This is a genomic window from Streptomyces sp. NPDC050759, from assembly GCF_044456945.1.
In the GTDB taxonomy this organism is placed as follows: Bacteria; Actinomycetota; Actinomycetes; order Streptomycetales; family Streptomycetaceae; genus Streptomyces.
Genome location: NZ_JBITGI010000011.1, coordinates 318,490 through 335,349, shown reverse-complemented (window position 1 = coordinate 335,349; position 16,860 = coordinate 318,490). Strand labels below are relative to the sequence as shown.

The 16,860-nt window shown below is 69.2% G+C and carries 15 protein-coding genes and 1 riboswitch; of the genes, 11 read left to right on the top strand and 4 right to left on the bottom strand.

Annotation, left to right across the window (positions count from 1 at the left end; genetic code table 11):
• Positions 1–29: 29 nt before the first annotated feature.
• The 3 genes from glyA to gcvT form a co-directional block, all read right to left on the bottom strand.
• Positions 30–1,292: a serine hydroxymethyltransferase gene (gene glyA, locus ACIBJB_RS30445; protein ID WP_398935136.1), complete on the bottom strand. Its 1,263-nt coding sequence runs from the start codon at positions 1,290–1,292 to the stop codon at positions 30–32.
• A gap of 14 nt (positions 1,293–1,306) precedes the next feature.
• Positions 1,307–1,684, bottom strand: a complete 378-nt coding sequence (gene gcvH, locus ACIBJB_RS30440; RefSeq protein ID WP_007384830.1) for a glycine cleavage system protein GcvH — start codon at positions 1,682–1,684, stop codon at positions 1,307–1,309.
• 137 nt (positions 1,685–1,821) lie between these two features.
• Positions 1,822–2,940 carry a glycine cleavage system aminomethyltransferase GcvT gene (gene gcvT, locus ACIBJB_RS30435; protein ID WP_398935134.1) on the bottom strand — a complete coding sequence of 373 codons (1,119 nt, stop codon included), beginning with the start codon at positions 2,938–2,940 and terminating at the stop codon, positions 1,822–1,824.
• 158 nt (positions 2,941–3,098) lie between these two features.
• A riboswitch (glycine riboswitch) is annotated at positions 3,099–3,195 on the bottom strand.
• Positions 3,196–3,364: 169 nt separating this feature from the next.
• On the opposite strand from gcvT, the gene ACIBJB_RS30430 reads away from it, so the two are divergent.
• The 10 genes from ACIBJB_RS30430 (at position 3,365) to ACIBJB_RS30385 (ending at position 14,623) form a co-directional block, all read left to right on the top strand.
• Positions 3,365–4,042: an AAA family ATPase gene (locus ACIBJB_RS30430; RefSeq protein ID WP_398935133.1), complete on the top strand. Its 678-nt coding sequence runs from the start codon at positions 3,365–3,367 to the stop codon at positions 4,040–4,042.
• Positions 4,043–4,133: 91 nt separating this feature from the next.
• Positions 4,134–4,928 (top strand): enhanced serine sensitivity protein SseB, encoded by a 795-nt coding sequence (locus ACIBJB_RS30425; protein ID WP_398935131.1) that lies wholly within the window; start codon positions 4,134–4,136, stop codon positions 4,926–4,928.
• Between the two features lie 111 nt (positions 4,929–5,039).
• Positions 5,040–5,795: an enhanced serine sensitivity protein SseB C-terminal domain-containing protein gene (locus ACIBJB_RS30420; RefSeq protein WP_326672874.1), complete on the top strand. Its 756-nt coding sequence runs from the start codon at positions 5,040–5,042 to the stop codon at positions 5,793–5,795.
• Positions 5,796–6,131: 336 nt separating this feature from the next.
• Entirely contained in the window at positions 6,132–7,130 is a 999-nt protein-coding gene (locus ACIBJB_RS30415) for an ABC transporter permease (protein WP_398935129.1), read from the top strand.
• Positions 7,131–7,188: 58 nt separating this feature from the next.
• Complete coding sequence (locus ACIBJB_RS30410; RefSeq protein ID WP_398935127.1) at positions 7,189–8,937, top strand: ABC transporter substrate-binding protein; 1,749 nt, start codon at positions 7,189–7,191, stop codon at positions 8,935–8,937.
• A 69-nt stretch (positions 8,938–9,006) separates the two neighbouring features.
• Complete coding sequence (locus tag ACIBJB_RS30405; protein ID WP_398935125.1) at positions 9,007–10,014, top strand: ABC transporter permease; 1,008 nt, start codon at positions 9,007–9,009, stop codon at positions 10,012–10,014.
• A complete protein-coding gene (locus ACIBJB_RS30400) occupies positions 10,011–11,102 on the top strand; it encodes an ABC transporter ATP-binding protein (protein WP_398935123.1) in 1,092 nt (363 codons plus the stop codon). Before ACIBJB_RS30405 ends, ACIBJB_RS30400 begins: the two co-directional genes overlap by 4 nt.
• The gene (locus tag ACIBJB_RS30395) at positions 11,099–12,454 is read left to right on the top strand and encodes an ABC transporter ATP-binding protein (RefSeq protein ID WP_398935121.1); all 1,356 of its coding nucleotides are present in this window, start codon (positions 11,099–11,101) and stop codon (positions 12,452–12,454) included. The genes ACIBJB_RS30400 and ACIBJB_RS30395 overlap by 4 nt, the downstream gene beginning before the upstream one ends.
• Before the next feature lie 97 nt (positions 12,455–12,551).
• Entirely contained in the window at positions 12,552–13,943 is a 1,392-nt protein-coding gene (locus tag ACIBJB_RS30390; protein WP_398935119.1) for a M1 family metallopeptidase, read from the top strand.
• 23 nt (positions 13,944–13,966) lie between these two features.
• Positions 13,967–14,623, top strand: a complete 657-nt coding sequence (locus ACIBJB_RS30385; protein ID WP_398935117.1) for a trimeric intracellular cation channel family protein — start codon at positions 13,967–13,969, stop codon at positions 14,621–14,623.
• Here the strand turns inward: ACIBJB_RS30385 and ACIBJB_RS30380 are convergent.
• Positions 14,532–15,752, bottom strand: coding sequence for an alpha/beta hydrolase (locus ACIBJB_RS30380; protein ID WP_398935115.1), 1,221 nt, complete (start codon positions 15,750–15,752; stop codon positions 14,532–14,534). The two genes, ACIBJB_RS30385 and ACIBJB_RS30380, sit on opposite strands and share 92 nt — an antisense overlap.
• A gap of 145 nt (positions 15,753–15,897) precedes the next feature.
• Here ACIBJB_RS30380 and ACIBJB_RS30375 point away from each other — a divergent pair, with 145 nt between their 5' ends.
• Positions 15,898–16,752 carry a thioesterase family protein gene (locus ACIBJB_RS30375; protein WP_398935113.1) on the top strand — a complete coding sequence of 285 codons (855 nt, stop codon included), beginning with the start codon at positions 15,898–15,900 and terminating at the stop codon, positions 16,750–16,752.
• Positions 16,753–16,860 lie beyond the last annotated feature (108 nt).

The window sequence follows — 16,860 nt, the reverse complement described above, 5'->3', positions numbered from 1 at the left end:
ACACGTCGTCGGGTGCCCCCACCGTGGAACTACTTGTTCAGGCCGGCGTACAGCGGGTGCTTGTCGGCGAGGGCCTTCACCCGGGCCTTGAGCGACTCCACGTCGTACGACGGCTTCAGCGCCGAAGCGATGACGTCCGCGACCTCGGCGAAGTCCTCGGCGGTGAAGCCGCGGGTGGCGAGGGCGGGCGTGCCGATCCGCAGCCCCGACGTCACCATCGGCGGGCGCGGGTCGTTGGGGACGGCGTTGCGGTTGACCGTGATGCCGACCTCGTGGAGACGGTCCTCGGCCTGCCGGCCGTCCAGTTCGGACTCGCGCAGGTCGACGAGGATGAGGTGGACGTCGGTGCCGCCGGAGAGCACGTCGACCCCGGCCTCCCGGGCGTCGTCGGCCGTCAGACGCTCGGCGAGGATGCGCGCACCGTCCACCGTACGCCGCTGGCGCTCCTTGAACTCCTCCGAGGCCGCAACCTTGAAGGACACCGCCTTCGCCGCGATCACATGCTCCAGGGGACCGCCCTGGAAGCCCGGGAAGACGGAGGAGTTCAGCTTCTTCGCGAACTCCTTCTTCGCGAGGATGATCCCGCCGCGCGGTCCGCCGAGCGTCTTGTGGGTGGTGGAGGTGACCACGTCCGCGTACGCGACGGGGTTGGGGTGCAGCCCCGCCGCCACCAGGCCGGCGAAGTGCGCCATGTCGACCCACAGATACGCCTCGACCTCGTCGGCGATCCGGCGGAACTCCGCGAAGTCCAGCTGCCGCGGGTACGCCGACCATCCGGCGATGATCACCTTGGGCCGGTGCTCCTTGGCGAGCTTCTCCAGCTCGGCCATGTCGACGAGACCCGCCTCGTCCACGTGGTAGGCGACGACGTTGAACTGCTTGCCGGAGAAGTTCAGCCGCATCCCGTGGGTCAGGTGACCGCCGTGCGCCAGGTCCAGGCCCAGGATCGTGTCGCCGGGCTGGGCCAGCGCGAACAGGGCGGCCTGGTTCGCGGAGGCACCGGAGTGGGGCTGCACGTTGGCGTACTCGGCGCCGAACAGCTCCTTCACACGGTCGATCGCGATCTGCTCGGCCACGTCGACGTGCTCACAGCCGCCGTAGTAGCGACGGCCGGGATAGCCCTCGGCGTACTTGTTGGTGAGGACCGAGCCCTGCGCCTCCATGACGGCGAGCGGAGCGAAGTTCTCCGACGCGATCATCTCGAGGGTGGACTGCTGACGGTCCAGCTCGGCGTCGACCGCGGCGGCGATCTCCGGGTCGAGCTCGTGCAGGGGCGTGTTCAGTGCGGACATCGGGTGCGGACTCCTCAGCCGGCGGAAAAGGCGGTGTACTCGTCGGCGGAGAGCAGGTCGGCCGGCTCCTCCGCGACGCGCACCTTGAACAGCCAGCCGCCCTCGAAGGGGGCGGAGTTCACCAGCGCCGGGTCGCTCACGACGTCCTCGTTGACCTCGGTGACCTCACCGGAGACCGGCGAGTACAGGTCGCTGACCGACTTGGTCGACTCCAGCTCGCCGCAGGTCTCGCCCGCGGTCACCGTGTCACCGACCTCCGGGAGCTGGACGAAGACGACATCGCCGAGCGCGTTGGCCGCGTGCTCGGTGATGCCGACCGTCGAGACGCCGTCCTCGGCGCCCGACAGCCACTCGTGCTCCTTGCTGTAGCGCAGCTGCTGCGGGTTGCTCATGGTCTGAATTCTCCTGTACGCGGGGGAGTGCTGATGAAGGGGGGACTGCGGAAGACGTGCGTGAGCAGCGACTCTGTGCTCAGCATCACCTACGACGGCTGTTTCCGGCGCTTGCTTCCGGCGCTTGCTTCTGGCGCTTACTTCTGACGCTTGTAGAACGGCAGCGCCACGACCTCGTACGGCTCGTGACTGCCCCGGATGTCCACACCGACACCCTTCGTGCCCGGCGTCGCGTGCGCGGGGTCGACGTACGCCATCGCGATCGGCCTGCCCAGCGTGGGGGAGGGGGCGCCGGAGGTGACCTCGCCGATCACCTCGCCGCCCGCGACGACCGGGTACCCGGCACGCGGGACCCGACGGCCCTCGGCGACGAGTCCGACGAGGACGCGCGGCGGGTTCTCCGCGGCACGGGTGGCCGCCTCGGCCAGCGCCTCCCGCCCGACGAAGTCCCCCTCCTTCTCGAACTTCACGACCCGCCCGAGCCCGGCGTCGAAGGGCGTCAGCTCCCGCGAGAGCTCGTGCCCGTACAGCGGCATGCCCGCCTCCAGGCGCAGCGTGTCCCGGCAGGACAGCCCGCAGGGGACGAGCCCGACGCCCTCGCCCGCCTTGGTCAGCGCCTGCCACAGCTCGACCGCGTGCTCCGGCGCCACGAACAGCTCGAAGCCGTCCTCGCCGGTGTACCCGGTGCGGGCGATCAGCGCGGGCGCCCCGGCGACCGTGCCGGGCAGACCGGCGTAGTACTTCAGGCCGTCGAGGTCGGCGTCGGTCAGGGAGGCGAGGACCCCCTGCGCCTGAGGCCCCTGTACGGCGATCAGCGCGTAGGCGTCCCGGTCGTCGCGCACCTCGGCGTCGAAGCCGGCCGCGCGCTCGGTCAGCGCGTCCAGCACGACCTGGGCGTTGGAGGCGTTGGCGACCACCAGGTACTCGGTCTCCGCGAGCCGGTAGACGATCAGGTCGTCGAGGATGCCGCCGTCGGCCTGGCAGATCATGGTGTAGCGGGCGCGGCCGACACCCACGGAGGCGATGTTGCCGACGAGGGCGAAGTTCAGCAGCTCGGCCGCCTGCGGCCCGGTCACCGTGATCTCGCCCATGTGGGAGAGGTCGAAGAGCCCGGCCCTCGTCCGCACGGCGTTGTGCTCGTCGCGCTCGGAGCCGTAGCGCAGGGGCATGTCCCAGCCGGCGAAGTCGGTCATGGTCGCGCCCAGCGAGCGGTGCAGGGCATCGAGCGCGGTACGACGGGGTTCGGTACTGCTCATCGGACGGTCGTCTCCCAAGGATCCAAGGCATGACGGGCGAGGGCGTTCCTCCCCATCTGTCATCGGAACCTGAGAGGTTCGCCCTGATCACGAAATGATCCGGGCTTGCACCGTGGGTGGAGCCGCCCTCGAGTGGGCGGCCCGCTTTTCAGATGTGCCTCGCCCGCGCGGTAACGGGGCCTGAGAGATTCAAGGGAGGGACTTGCTCCTTCGGCGCCCGGGTACACGTACCCAGGACTCTCCCGCGCGGATTCAAGCGGCCGGTATGCAGTTGGCGCGGCCATCATTGCACGCCGCGCACGCGTCCGGCAGGGCGGCGTCTGTAACCGGCTTGTGGCGGTACGACTACAGAAAAGAGAGAGATCGTCCATTACCTTCTCTTTACGCTCGGTGGGGAGGGAGACCCCGACCCCGGAGGAGGACGATGACGGTGGACAGGACCACGGCGTACGCGACGACCTCGGGCATCGCGCTGCCGGACCAGCCCGCGGCCCCGGCCGTCGAGCTCCGCGGCGCATGCCACGCCGCCCCGGTCGTCCGCGACCTGCGGGACCGCGCGGGCCGCAGCCCGCACGCCCTGCTCTTCGGCCCCAAGGACCTCGTCGTCATCACCGGCCTGCCCGGCAGCGGCAAGTCCACGCTGATGAGGCGTGCGGTGGGCGGGATCCGGATCGACTCCCAGGACACCCGTGACCGCTGGGACGGCCGGCTGTCCCGCTTACTGCCGTACGCCGTCTACCGCCCGCTGGTCCGGCTCGCGCACTACGCCGGGCTGCGCGGCGCCCTGCGCTCCGGCGAGGGAGTCGTGGTCCACGACTGCGGGACCCAGGCCTGGGTGCGCGGCTGGCTGGCCCGCGAGGCCCGGCGCCGGGGCGGCACCCTGCATCTGCTGCTGCTCGACGTCACGGCGGACACCGCGCTGGAGGGCCAGCGCGAGCGCGGCCGGGGCGTCTCGCGGTACGCCTTCCTGCGGCACCGGGGCGCGGCCGCCCGGCTGATCCGTGCCGTGGAGCGCGGTGATCTGCCCCAGGGCTGCGGTTCGGCGGTGCTGATCGACCGGGACGCCGCGGACGTGCTGCGGCGGATCGGCTTCACGGGCTGAGGCGGGCGGGTTTCCCGGACCGGGCCACCTTTCCGCCGTACCCGCTAGCCTTTCAGCCACATCAGTAGGTTCACAGCAGGCGGTCAGACAGATGGACTTCCCGGCGGATCTTCCCGCGGACTTTCCGGCACCGGCACACCCGCACCCTCATCCGCACGGCGGATGGCCCGGCAACGAGCTGGAGGAGGTGCTCTCGGCCTCCCTCGGCATGCCCTCGGCGGGCGGCCGGATCATCGAGGTGCTCGGCCGCAGCTTCGTCTGGATCCCCCTGCCGAACGGCGGCGGTCCGCACAGCGGCCCCCTCGACCTACCCACCCTGGAGATCGCCGGCCAGGCCTTCGTCCCGGTCTTCAGCTCCGAGGAGCAGCTCCGCCAGGTCGTCGGCAGCCATCTGTCGTACACCATCGCCCCGGCGGTCGAGTTCGCCCGCGGCCTGCCCCCGCACGTGGGCATCGCGGTGAACCCGGACGGGGTGGTCGGTGTCCCCCTCCCGCCCGCCGCGGTCGCCGACCTCTGCCGCGTGGGCCGCACCCCGCTGGACGGCCCCAACACCGGTGGCCGGGTCAAGCTCTACGAGCCGGACTGGCAGGACGACCCGGTGGACTTCCTGGCAGCCGCGTCGGCCGAGTTCGCGGCGACGGGAGTGGTCCTCACGGCCCGCCGCTGCCTGGCCGCGATCGAGACGGCCGACCCGGTGATGTTCGTGGGCGTCGAACTCTCCCAGTGGGAGGGCGATCTGCGCACCCTCCCGATGGACGCCCTCGGCAGGGCCCTGGGCACGACTCCGGTCGCCTGGCCGGTCAACCTGGTGCTGCTGGACGTGGCGGACGACCCGGTGGGCCACTGGATGCGCGGGCAGGTACGCCCCTTCTATACACGGGGCTGACGGCGCACAGGTCCCGAGCTCGTGGGCGCTTAAGCTGGTTTCCTACTCGGGGCAACTTTCAAGAAGGGGCGATACAGGGTGAGCGCCACCACGACCGACCAGGTCGAGCACATGCTGCGCCAGGTGACCCCCGGGCGCTACGACGCCTACGAGGCACTGCTGCGCGCCCTGGCGACCCCGAACTCCGGCCAGATCTGGATGCTCCTGTGGCACGGCCAGGCCGGCTCCCCGGACGCCCAGTACGGAAACATGGAGGTCGACGGCTACGGCTACGCCCCCTGTGTGACCTCGGCCCAGGAGCTGAGCGCCAGCGGCTGGAACCGTTCGTACGAAGTGGTCGACGGCATCGACGTGGCCCGCACCCTCTACCCCGACCAGTACGGCCTCTGGCTCAACCCGCACGCCCCCGGCGGCGGCCTCGGCATCCCCTGGCTCGATCTGCGCCGCATCGCCACCGGCCTCGAGCGCCAGCCCGCGGGGCCGCTCAGGCTGTCGGAACCCGGCATCGAGATCCCCCAGTTCTACGCCCAGCTCGTGCAGAACGCCCACCGCACCCCTGCGGTCCGCTCACTGCGCCGCGCCTGGGTGCAGCCGGCGCTCGGGGCGCCGTATCTCGCGATCGGCCTGGACGTGTACGACACCAGCCCCTCGGCCGTGGACTCGGTGCGCGCGATGATGCAGCAGTCCATCGGCGCCGTCCCGGACGGGCTCCCGGTGTCGACCGTGGCGATGTCCGATGACTACGACCCGGTGGCGCTGTGGATGCGCGCCGGTGCCCGTCCCTTCTACGACCGCGAGGCCCACGGATCCCCCGCGCAGGCCCCGGCGGCCGGGTACGGCTACCCGCCGGCCCGTGGCGGTTACTGAGAGCTACGGCTACCTGTTCGACTCGTTTACGTAACAGCCACATTTCTTCGCGCGTAGATACCGGCGGATCATCACGAAGGTCACCTATTGTGCCGTTCTGTCCCAACTAGCATGCGTCCGGGGGGCGTTACCCGTTGTTCGGATAACGGAATCCCTCGTACTGCATCACGGTTACGCATACTTTCTTCGCCAGGCCTGGCGGGTGATCGCAGCGAAGCTGAAGACTCCCCAGGCAGACGCAGGATCAGAGGTTCCCTGCGAGCTGAGCAAGTCGACAAAGCCGTAATCCACGGCAGGTGTAGGCCGGTCACCACCGGCGAGAGGGGTCGGGTCACTGTGACCGCACCGATCGAGACCACCGGGGCGCAGGCCGAGGCGCAGCCGGAGGCTGTCCTCGTCGGCGTCGACAAGGGGCAGATCGAGGGCCGTTCCCTGGGGCAGATCGCCTGGTCCCGGTTCAAGAGGGACAAGGTGGCGGTCGCCGGTGGTGTGATCGTCATCCTGCTGATCCTGATCGCGGTGCTCTCCCGCCCCATCCAGGCCATGTTCGGCCTGGACCCGAACGCCCTGAACCAGGATCTGATCGACCCCAACACCTCGCTCCCCAAGGGCGCCTGGGGCGGCATGAGCTGGGACCACCCGCTGGGTGTGGAGCCCAAGTTCGGCCGTGACATCGCCACCCGTGTTCTCGAGGGCTCCTGGGTCTCGCTGGTCGTCGCCTTCGGCGCCACGGTCCTGTCCAACACGATCGGCGCCGTCCTCGGCGTGGTCGCCGGCTACTACGGCGGACGGGTCGACACCGTCATCAGCCGGCTGATGGACACCTTCCTGGCGTTCCCCCTCCTGCTGTTCGCCATCGCCATCTCGGCCACGCTCCAGGGCGGTGCCTTCGGGTTGGAGGGCCTGCCGCTGCACATCAGCGTGCTGATCTTCGTCATCGGCTTCTTCAACTGGCCCTATCTGGGCCGCATCGTGCGCGGCCAGACCCTGGCCCTGCGCGAGCGGGAGTTCGTCGACGCCTCACGGGGAATGGGGGCCAAGGGGCCCTACATCCTCTTCCGGGAGCTGCTGCCGAACCTCGTCGGCCCGATCATCGTCTACTCGACGCTGCTCATCCCGACCAACATCCTCTTCGAGGCGTCCCTGAGCTTCCTCGGCGTCGGCATCCAGCCTCCGCAGGCGTCCTGGGGCGGCATGATCAACCAGGCGGTCGACTACTACCAGGTCGACCCGCAGTTCATGATCGTGCCTGGTCTTGCCATCTTCGTGACCGTCCTTGCGTTCAATCTGCTCGGTGACGGTCTCCGTGACGCTCTCGACCCGCGCAGCCGCTGACCCGCGGACGCGGCGAGAGTCCCAAAGATTTCCGACAACAAAGGGGAAGCAGACCATCATGCGAAGGTCAGCGCTGGCCGCAGTGGCGGCCATCGGCAGTGCGAGCCTGTTGCTCTCGGCTTGCAGCAAAGCCGATGACAACGGTGGAGACGAAAGCAAGTCGGCTGGGGCCAACGCAGCGACCAAGGGTGTCGTCAACGCCTCCACCCAGAAGGGTGGGACGGTCACGTACGAGCTCTCGGACGTACCGGACTCCTTCGACCCGGGCAACACGTACTACGCCTACATGTACAACCTCAGCCGGCTCTACGCCCGCCCGCTGATGACCTTCGAGCCCGGCCCGGGCGAGGAGGGCAACAAGCTGGTCCCGGACCTCGCCGAGAAGGCGGGCGAGCCGAGCGACGGCGGCAAGACCTGGACGTACAAGATCCGCTCCGGCCTGAAGTACCAGGACGGCAGCCCGATCACCTCGAAGGATGTCAAGTACGCCGTCGAGCGCTCCAACTTCGCGCGTGACGTGCTCTCCCTCGGCCCGAACTACTTCCAGCAGTTCATGGAGGGCGGCAAGGCGTACAAGGGTCCCTACAAGGACAAGAGCGCCGAGGGCCTGAAGTCCATCGAGACGCCGGACGACACCACCATCGTCTTCAAGCTCAACCGCGCCTTCCAGGAGTTCGACTACCTGGTCGCGACGCCGCAGACGGCTCCGGTGCCGCAGGCCAAGGACACCGGCATCGACTACATCAAGTCCATCGTGTCCTCGGGCTCCTACAAGTTCCAGAGCTACGACGAGGGCAAGCAGGCCGTCCTCGTCAAGAACGAGAACTGGGACGCGAAGACCGACCCGCTGCGCAAGCAGTACCCGGACAAGATCGTCGTCAAGTTGAAGGTCAACCCGGAGACCATCGACCAGGACGTCCAGGCCGGTGACGCGATCGACCTCGCCGGTACCGGTGTCCAGGCCGCGACCCAGGCGAAGGTCGTCAACGACGCCAAGCTGAAGGCCAACACGGACAACACCTACGGTGGCCGTCTGGTCTACATGGCGATCAACAACCAGGTCGCGCCGTTCGACAAGGTCGAGTGCCGCAAGGCCGTCCAGTACGCCGTCGACAAGGTCTCCGTGCAGACCGCCGAGGGCGGCCCGATCCGCGGTGACATCGCCACCACCGTCCTGCCGCCGGACATCCCGGGCTACCAGAAGGCCGACGTCTACGCGACGACCGGCAACAAGGGTGACGTCGCCAAGGCCAAGGACCAGCTGAAGGCCTGCGGCAAGTCGAGCATCAACACCAACATCTCGGCGCGCAGCGACCGTCCGCAGGAGATCGACGCGGCCACCGCGATCATCGCCTCGCTGAAGAAGGTCGGCATCAACGCCAGCCTGAAGCAGTACCCGTCGGGCAAGTACTTCACCGACTACGCCGGTGTGCCGACGTTCGACAAGAAGCAGAACATCGGCCTGCACATGATGCAGTGGGGTGCCGACTGGCCGTCCGGCTACGGCTTCCTCCAGCAGATCCTGCACGGCGACGCGATCGGCGCGTCCGGCAACACCAACCTCTCGTATCTGAACGACAAGCAGATCAACGAGATGCTGGAGAAGGCCATCGCGACCGAGGACGACACCGCGCGCAACGCCCTGTACGCCCAGATCGACAAGCGTGCGATGGACCTGGCGGCGCTCGTCCCGCTGACCTACTTCAAGGTCCTGCTGTTCCGCCCCGCCGGCTTCACCAACGTGGTGTCCACGGCGGCCTTCAGCGGTCAGTACGACTACCTCAACATCGGCACGACCAAGAAGTAGCCCCGGAAGGCAGGTGAAGGCATTGGTGCCCGTGGGCTTCGCGGCCCACGGGCACCAGCGCCGGTCCCCGTGATCTCGTACATCCTCCGTCGGACGGTCGCGGCAGTGCTCCTGCTGCTGGTCGTCACCGCGGTCACCTTCGCGATCTTCTTCCTGCTGCCGCGGATGGCCGGCCAGACCGCCGACCAGCTCGCGCAGCAGTACATCGGAAAGAGCCCGACGAAGGCCGACATCCTCGCGGTCAAGCAGAACCTCGGTCTGGACGACCCCCTGTATCTCCAGTACTGGCACTTCATCAAGGGGATCGTGGCCGGCGCGACCTACAACCTGGGCCCCACCACCGCCCACTGCGACGCGCCCTGCTTCGGCTACTCCTTCAAGAACCACGTCGAGGTCTGGCCGCAGCTCACCTCGCGCCTTCCGGTGACCGTCTCGCTGGCCGCCGGTGCCGCCGTGATGTGGCTGGTGTCCGGTGTGGTGATCGGTGTGGTCTCCGCGCTCAAGCCGCGCAGCTTCTTCGACCGCTCCTTCATGGGCGTCGCGCTCGCCGGTGTCTCGCTGCCCATGTTCTTCACGGGCAACCTGGCGCTGCTGCTCTTCACCTACCAGTGGCCGATCTTCGGGCGAACCTACGTACCGTTCACCGAGAATCCGGCCCAGTGGGCCAACACACTCTTCCCGGCCTGGTGCTCGCTGGCACTGCTGTACTCCGCCATCTACGCGCGGCTGACCCGCTCGGGCATGCTGGAGACGATGAACGAGGACTTCATCCGCACGGCCCGCGCCAAGGGCCTGCGGGAACGCAGGGTGGTCGCCCGGCACGGTCTCAGGGCCGCGCTGACGCCCATCATCACCGTGTTCGGCATGGACCTGGGCCTGCTGCTCGGCGGCGCCGTGATCACCGAGACCGTGTTCTCGCTGCCCGGCATCGGCCAGTACGCGGTGCAGGGCATCACCGACAACGACCTGCCCCCGATCCTCGGTGTGACCCTGCTGGCCGCCATGTTCGTCGTCGTCGCAAATCTCCTGGTGGACCTGCTGTACGCCGCCGCCGACCCGCGGGTGAGGCTCTCGTGACCGAACTGTCCAAGACCGGTGCCGCCCTGGGCGAGCCGGCTCCCGGGAACGCTCCCGACGCCTTCCTCGCGGTCCGCGACCTCAAGGTGCACTTCCCGACCGACGACGGCCTGGTCAAGTCCGTCGACGGGCTCAGCTTCCAGGTGGAGAAGGGCAAGACCCTCTGCATCGTCGGCGAGTCGGGCTCCGGCAAGTCCGTCACCTCGCTGGCGATCATGGGCCTGCACCGGCTCGGCGCGGGCGGCAAGAACGTCCGGATGTCCGGCGAGATCTGGCTGGACGGCAAGGAACTGGTCGGCGCCGACCCGGACGAGGTGCGCCGGCTACGCGGCCGCGAGATGGCGATGATCTTCCAGGACCCGCTGTCCGCGATGCACCCGTACTACACGATCGGCAACCAGATCGTGGAGGCGCACCGGGTCCACCACGACGTCAGCAAGAAGGTCGCGCGCAAGCGGGCGATAGAGATGCTCGACCGGGTCGGCATCCCCGAGCCCGACAAGCGCGTCGACGGTTACCCGCACGAGTTCTCCGGCGGTATGCGCCAGCGCGCGATGATCGCCATGGCGCTCGTCAACAACCCCGAGCTGCTCATCGCGGACGAGCCGACGACCGCCCTCGACGTCACCGTCCAGGCGCAGATCCTCGACCTCATCCGGGATCTGCAGAAGGAGTTCGGCTCCGCGGTCGTCCTCATCACCCACGACCTGGGTGTGGTCGCCGAGATCGCCGACGACGTCCTGGTGATGTACGGCGGCCGGTGCGTGGAGCGGGGCAGCGTCGACGACGTCTTCGAGCGGCCGCAGCACCCGTACACCTGGGGTCTGCTCGGCTCGATGCCGCGCATCGACCGGGAGACCTCCGAGCGGCTCATCCCCGTCAAGGGGCAGCCGCCGAGCCTCATCAACGTCCCCTCGGGCTGCGCCTTCCACCCCCGCTGCCCGTACGCGGACATCCCCAAGGGCGATGTCACCCGTACCGTGCGCCCGGAGCTCCAGCAGGTCGGCGGCGGGCACTTCTCCGCGTGCCACCTCTCGCCGGAGGACCGCACGCGGATCTGGACCGAAGAGATTGCGCCGAAGCTGTGAGTGAGACGAAGAAAACCGACGCCGCTCCGGAAGAGCGTGAGGTCCTCCTCAAGGTCGAGGGCCTCAAGAAGCACTTCCCGATCCGCAAGGGCGTCCTCCAGCGTCAGGTCGGTGCGGTCAAGGCGGTCGACGGCATCGACTTCGAGGTGCGCAAGGGCGAGACCCTCGGCGTGGTCGGCGAGTCGGGCTGCGGCAAGTCGACCATGGGCCGGGTCATCACCCGCCTCCAGGAGCCGACCGGCGGTTCGATCCACTTCGAGGGCCAGGACATCACGCGGCTGAACGCGGCCGGGATGCGTCCGCTGCGGCGGGACATCCAGATGATCTTCCAGGACCCGTACGGCTCCCTGAACCCCCGGCACACCATCGGCGGAATCGTCTCGGCGCCGTTCCGGCTCCAGGGCGTGGAGCCCGAGGGCGGGGTGAAGAAGGAGGTCCAGCGCCTCCTTGAGCTGGTCGGGCTGAGCCCCGAGCACTACAACCGCTACCCGCACGAGTTCTCGGGAGGCCAGCGCCAGCGCATCGGCATCGCGCGCGCACTGGCCCTGAAGCCCAAGCTGGTGGTGGCGGACGAGCCGGTCTCGGCCCTCGACGTGTCGATCCAGGCGCAGGTCGTGAACCTGATGGACGACCTCCAGGCGGAGCTCGGCCTCACCTACGTGATCATCGCGCACGACCTGTCCGTCGTACGGCATGTCTCGGACCGCATCGCGGTGATGTACCTCGGCAAGATCGTCGAACTCGCCGACCGCACCTCGCTGTACGAGGCGCCGATGCACCCGTACACCAAGGCCCTGATGTCGGCGGTCCCGGTGCCGGACCCCAAGCGCCGCGGCGCCAAGTCGGAGCGCATCCTGCTGCGCGGCGACGTCCCGTCCCCGATCTCCCCGCCCTCGGGCTGCCGCTTCCACACGCGGTGCTGGAAGGCGACGGAGATATGCAAGACGACGGAGCCCCAGCTCGTCGAGCTGCGCCCCGGCCAGCGCGTGGCCTGCCACCACCCGGAGAACTTCGAGGACCAGGCCCCGCAGGACACCGTGCTCCTGTCGGTCGCCAAGGAGGCGGCCTCGCTGGTCGCCGAGGAGGTCCTGACGGAGTCGGCGGAGACGTCGGCGGCGGTCGCGGCGGAGGTGGGCGGCTCCAAGGAGGCAGAGCCCTCCGAGGGAGCGGCCGAGAAGCCCGCGGTCGAGGTCACGGCGGACGCCGAGGCCACGACCGGGAAGACCGGCCCGGGAGCGAGGACCACACCCGCCGCCGGAGCCCAGGAGCCGGCCGCCGCCGAAGTGCCGGTCTCCGACACCCCCGTCTCGCCGGAACCGGAAGACCCCAGTCAGGAGTCAACCGACAAGTAACGCATGACGAGTTGGCAAAGTCATGCACATGCCCGAACGGGAGAGTGAAGAGTCGTCCGTGTCCGACTGATCGGCACACGCTCGAAGGGACGACACGATGGGACTCTCCCGTTCGGCACGCTTAGGAGCCGTCGCTACCGCGGCGGCTTCCTTCTTTGTCATCGCGGCCTCCCCAGGCCCCGAACCCGGCGCCCCCGGCATAGGCGACCCCTACTTCCCGCTCCTCGGCAACGGCGGCTTCGACGCCCGTCACTACTCCCTCGACGTGGCGTACAACCCGGACACCGACCGTCTGGACGGCCGTACGACCCTCACCGCCCGCGCCACCCAGAACCTCTCGACCTTCGACCTGGACCTCCAGAAACTCGAGGTCACGAGAGTCGAAGTGAACGGCAGACGCGCCCAGTTCACCCGCGACGGCGACGAAATCAAGATCACCCCGCGCGAATCCCTGCGCAAGGGAAGGGACTTCACCGTCGCCGTCACCTACGGCGGCGTCCCCGAACCCCTCAGCGGCCCCATCGTCTTCGGGTCCGACTACGGCTGGATGAAGACCCCCGACGGCGTCTTCGTCGCCTGTGAACCCAACGCCGCCTCCACCTGGTTCCCGTCCAGCGACCACCCCGCCGACAAGGCCACCTACGACATCCGCATCAGAACCCCCAAGGGCCTGACCGCGGTGTCCAACGGCCGGCTCGTGTCGACGTACGACAAGGGCGGCTCGACGTACACCCACTGGCGCGAGAAGAAGCCGATGGCGACCTACCTCGCGACCGCCACCATCGGGAAGTTCGATGTCCGCACCGGGACGACCCCCGGCGGCATCCCCATCTACACCGCCATCGACCCGGTGCTGGAGAACAGCAACAACGTCGACGTGTACGGCGTGACCGCCGAGGCCACCGACTACTGGTCGCAGGTCTTCGGGCCGTACCCCTTCGAGGAGACCGGCGCGATCGTCGACGACATGCCGCAGGCGGGGTTCTCGCTGGAGGTGCAGTCGAAGCCGGTGTACTCGGCGGTGCGCAACGAGACGACGATCGTGCACGAGCTGGCCCACCAGTGGTTCGGCGACTCGGTCTCCGTCGCGCACTGGAAGGACATCTGGCTCAACGAGGGCTTCGCCACCTACTCCCAGTGGCTGTGGGCCGAGCACAAGGGCACGCGCAGCGCCCACGACTCCTTCCTCGCCGGCTACGACGCCCGCCCCGCCGACAACCCGTTCTGGCAGATCACCGTCGGCGACCCGCAGCGCGACACGATGTTCGCGTCCGCGGTCTACCAGCGCGGCGCCATGACCCTCCAGGTGCTGCGCGAACGGATCGGCGACAAGGCGTTCTTCAAGCTGCTGCCGGCCTGGACGAAGCTCCACCGCTACGGCAACGCCGACACCGCCGACTTCATCCGGCTCGCGGAGAAGATCAGCGGACAGCAGCTGGACGACCTGTTCCACACCTGGCTCTTCACCACGGGCAAACCGGCCCTGTAAAAGCCCCTGCGCAAGAATGCGGTGTGCTCCAGCAACTGTTCAGCCCCTCCGTCCAGCACACGCTCGACCTCGTCGGCATCTTCGTGTTCGCCATCTCCGGCGCGCTGCTGGCCGTCCGCAAGAACTTCGACGTCTTCGGCATGGCCGTACTCGCCGAGGTCACCGCGCTGGGCGGAGGGCTGTTCCGGGACCTGATCATCGGCGCGGTACCGCCCGCGGCCTTCACGGACCTGGGCTACTTCACCACCCCGCTCCTCGCCGCCCTGCTGGTCTTCTTCCTGCACCCGCACGTGGAGCGCATCCAGGCCGGTGTGAACGTCTTCGACGCGGCCGGCCTCGGCCTGTTCTGCGTCGCCGGGACGACGAAGGCGTACGAGTACGGGCTCGGCCTCACCCAGTCCGCCACCCTCGGTCTCGCCACCGCCGTCGGCGGCGGTGTCCTGCGGGACGTGCTCGCCAACGAGGTGCCCTCGCTGCTGCGGTGGGACCGCGACCTGTACGCGGTCCCGGCGATCGTCGGCGCCACCATGGCCGCCCTGTGTATCCGGTACGACGTGCTCTCCCCGTTCACCAGCGGGCTCGCGGCCCTCACGGCTTTCGTACTGCGCCTGCTCGCGATGCGGTTCCACTGGCGAGCTCCGCGGGCGTGGAACCGGCGCTCGACCGTGCGTGAGGAGTAGTGCCCGCCCGGCCGCGCAGCAGCCCCATCTCCTCGGTCAGCCACCGGAACACCGGGACCACCTGCGGCCGCCACAACGCCATGTTGTGGCCGCCCGCGCTCTTCGGGATGTAGACGACGTGCACCGTGGTCGGCGCCTTCGCGATCTGTTCGAGACCGGTGGCCGCCTCGTAGCCGTCGCCCGGCTGGCCGGACTGGTAGAGCGCGATCGCGGGTGGGGTACGGGCCTCGCGCAGCAGCAGGTAGGGGTTGTTGGCGCGGCGCAGGGCGGGGGTCTCGGCGGCCAGCGAGTTGCGTTCGCCGATCGGGTCGTTGTAGCCCGACATGCTGACCGCGGCCCGGTAGCGGTCGGGGTGGGCGACGGCGAGCTTCGTCGCGCAGTGCCCGCCCGCCGAGTACCCGGCCACCGCCCAGCCCGCCGGTCCGGCCTGGGCGCGGAAGTTGTCGGTGACCATCTTCGGCACATCGACGCTGAGCCAGGTGTCGGCGTTCACCGTGCCCGTGATGTTGGCGCAGCCGGTGTCCACCCCGGCCAGCAGGTTCATGCGCGGGGCGACCAGGATGAAGGGCGCCACCCGGCCCTCCCGCATCAGCGGCCGCAGCTGGTTCACCGCGTGCAGCGACCCGAACCAGGCCTTCGCCGAGCCCGGATAGCCCGACAGCAGCTCCACCACGGGGAACTTGTGGTGCCGGTAGGCGGGTGTGCCGTACTGCGGCGGCAGCCAGACATAGACCTCGGCGTTCACGCCCGAGACCCGGCCCTTGAGCTGGGTCACCCGTACGCCGTGCATGCCGGGGCCGGTGGCCTTCGTGAAGTGCTGCTCCACCCTGGGCAACCGTTTCAGCGAGATGCCGCCGGTGCCGTCGGCGCCCAGGTTCGCGGCCTGCTGGACGTGGTTGCCGGTGCCGAGCAGGTCGGCCCAGTTGTCGTACAGGTTGTTCTGGTTGTTGACCACCGCGAAGACGAGGCCGACGGCCGTGCCCTGGGCGAACAGCACCATCAGTACGCGGGCGGCGGCGCGTGCGATCCGGGGGCCCCGCAGCCGCGACCACAGGACGAGCGGCAGCACGAGGGCGACGACGGACAGCACGATCAGCGTGTAGAGGAACGCGGTCCCGGTGAGGCTCATGTCCCTGTAGAGGGCGAAGCCGGGGCCTGGGTTTACGGACGAGTACGGACACTTACCGAAGAATTGCCCGGGTCTCACCTGGACCGGCCTGTCAGCGAGGAAGGGAAAGCTACCGCTTAGTAGTTGGTTGTTGTACCGTTCAGGCATGCCAGAAGCAGCCTCCGCCACGCGTGCCACCATCGGCGACAGCGAGTTCGACCGGGACACCGCGGTCACCCGCCGCGCACCCGGCGTCTACGACATCGACCTCTCCGCGGGCTGGACGATCATCAGCGCCGTCAACGGCGGCTACCTGCTGGCGGTCCTGGGCCGCGCCCTGGCGGACGCCCTGCCGCACGCCGACCCGTTCACGATCTCCGCGCACTACCTGACCGCGTCCCAGCCCGGACCCGCGGTGATCCGCACGGACGTGGTCCGCACCGGCCGCACCCTCTCCACCGGCCAGGCCTCGCTCTTCCAGTACGACGAGGAGGGCCAGGAGGTCGAGCGCATCCGCGTCCTCGCCTCCTATGGCGACCTCGACACCCTCCCCGACGACGTCCGTACGACGGCGAAGCCGCCGGTGATCCCGCCGATGGACCAGTGCTTCGGCCCCGAGGACGGGCCGGCCCCCGTCGAGGGCAGCTCCGCCATCACCGACCGGCTGATGCTCAAGCTGGACCCGTCGACCCTGGGCTGGGCCCTCGGCGCCCCGTCCGGCAAGGGCGAGATGCGGTCCTGGTTCGGACTCGCCGACGGCCGCGACGCCGACCCCTTCTCGCTGCTCCTCGCGGTGGACGCGCTGCCGCCCACCGCCTTCGAGATCGGCCTCAAGGGCTGGGTGCCCACGGTCGAACTCACCGTCCACGTCCGCTGCCGCCCGGCCCCCGGCCCGCTGCGCGTCTCCATCACCACCCGCAACCTCGCCGGCGGCTTCCTGGAGGAGGACGCGGAGGTCTGGGACAGCGAGGACAGGTTGGTGGCACAGTCGCGGCAGCTTGCCAGGGTCAGGTTGCCCTGACCCATCCAGGGGCGCGCATCCTGGCCGCCCAGGACATCCAGGCAGCCCCCGGCTGGACTCCGCCCACGGCTCGGCGCTGCGCAAGGTGATGCCCGCGCTGCCCGCCCC

Excerpts from the sequence above, each read along its gene's own strand:
- ACIBJB_RS30425 (WP_398935131.1), top strand. The coding sequence starts at position 4,134 with ATGGACTTCCCGGCGGATCTTCCCGCGGACTTTCCGGCACCGGCACAC.
- gcvH (WP_007384830.1), bottom strand. The coding sequence starts at position 1,684 with ATGAGCAACCCGCAGCAGCTGCGCTACAGCAAGGAGCACGAGTGGCTG.
- ACIBJB_RS30380 (WP_398935115.1), bottom strand. The coding sequence starts at position 15,752 with ATGAGCCTCACCGGGACCGCGTTCCTCTACACGCTGATCGTGCTGTCC.
- ACIBJB_RS30375 (WP_398935113.1), top strand. The coding sequence starts at position 15,898 with ATGCCAGAAGCAGCCTCCGCCACGCGTGCCACCATCGGCGACAGCGAG.
- gcvT (WP_398935134.1), bottom strand. The coding sequence starts at position 2,940 with ATGAGCAGTACCGAACCCCGTCGTACCGCGCTCGATGCCCTGCACCGC.
- ACIBJB_RS30390 (WP_398935119.1), top strand. The coding sequence starts at position 12,552 with ATGGGACTCTCCCGTTCGGCACGCTTAGGAGCCGTCGCTACCGCGGCG.
- ACIBJB_RS30420 (WP_326672874.1), top strand. The coding sequence starts at position 5,040 with ATGCTGCGCCAGGTGACCCCCGGGCGCTACGACGCCTACGAGGCACTG.
- ACIBJB_RS30410 (WP_398935127.1), top strand. The coding sequence starts at position 7,189 with ATGCGAAGGTCAGCGCTGGCCGCAGTGGCGGCCATCGGCAGTGCGAGC.
- ACIBJB_RS30430 (WP_398935133.1), top strand. The coding sequence starts at position 3,365 with ATGACGGTGGACAGGACCACGGCGTACGCGACGACCTCGGGCATCGCG.
- glyA (WP_398935136.1), bottom strand. The coding sequence starts at position 1,292 with ATGTCCGCACTGAACACGCCCCTGCACGAGCTCGACCCGGAGATCGCC.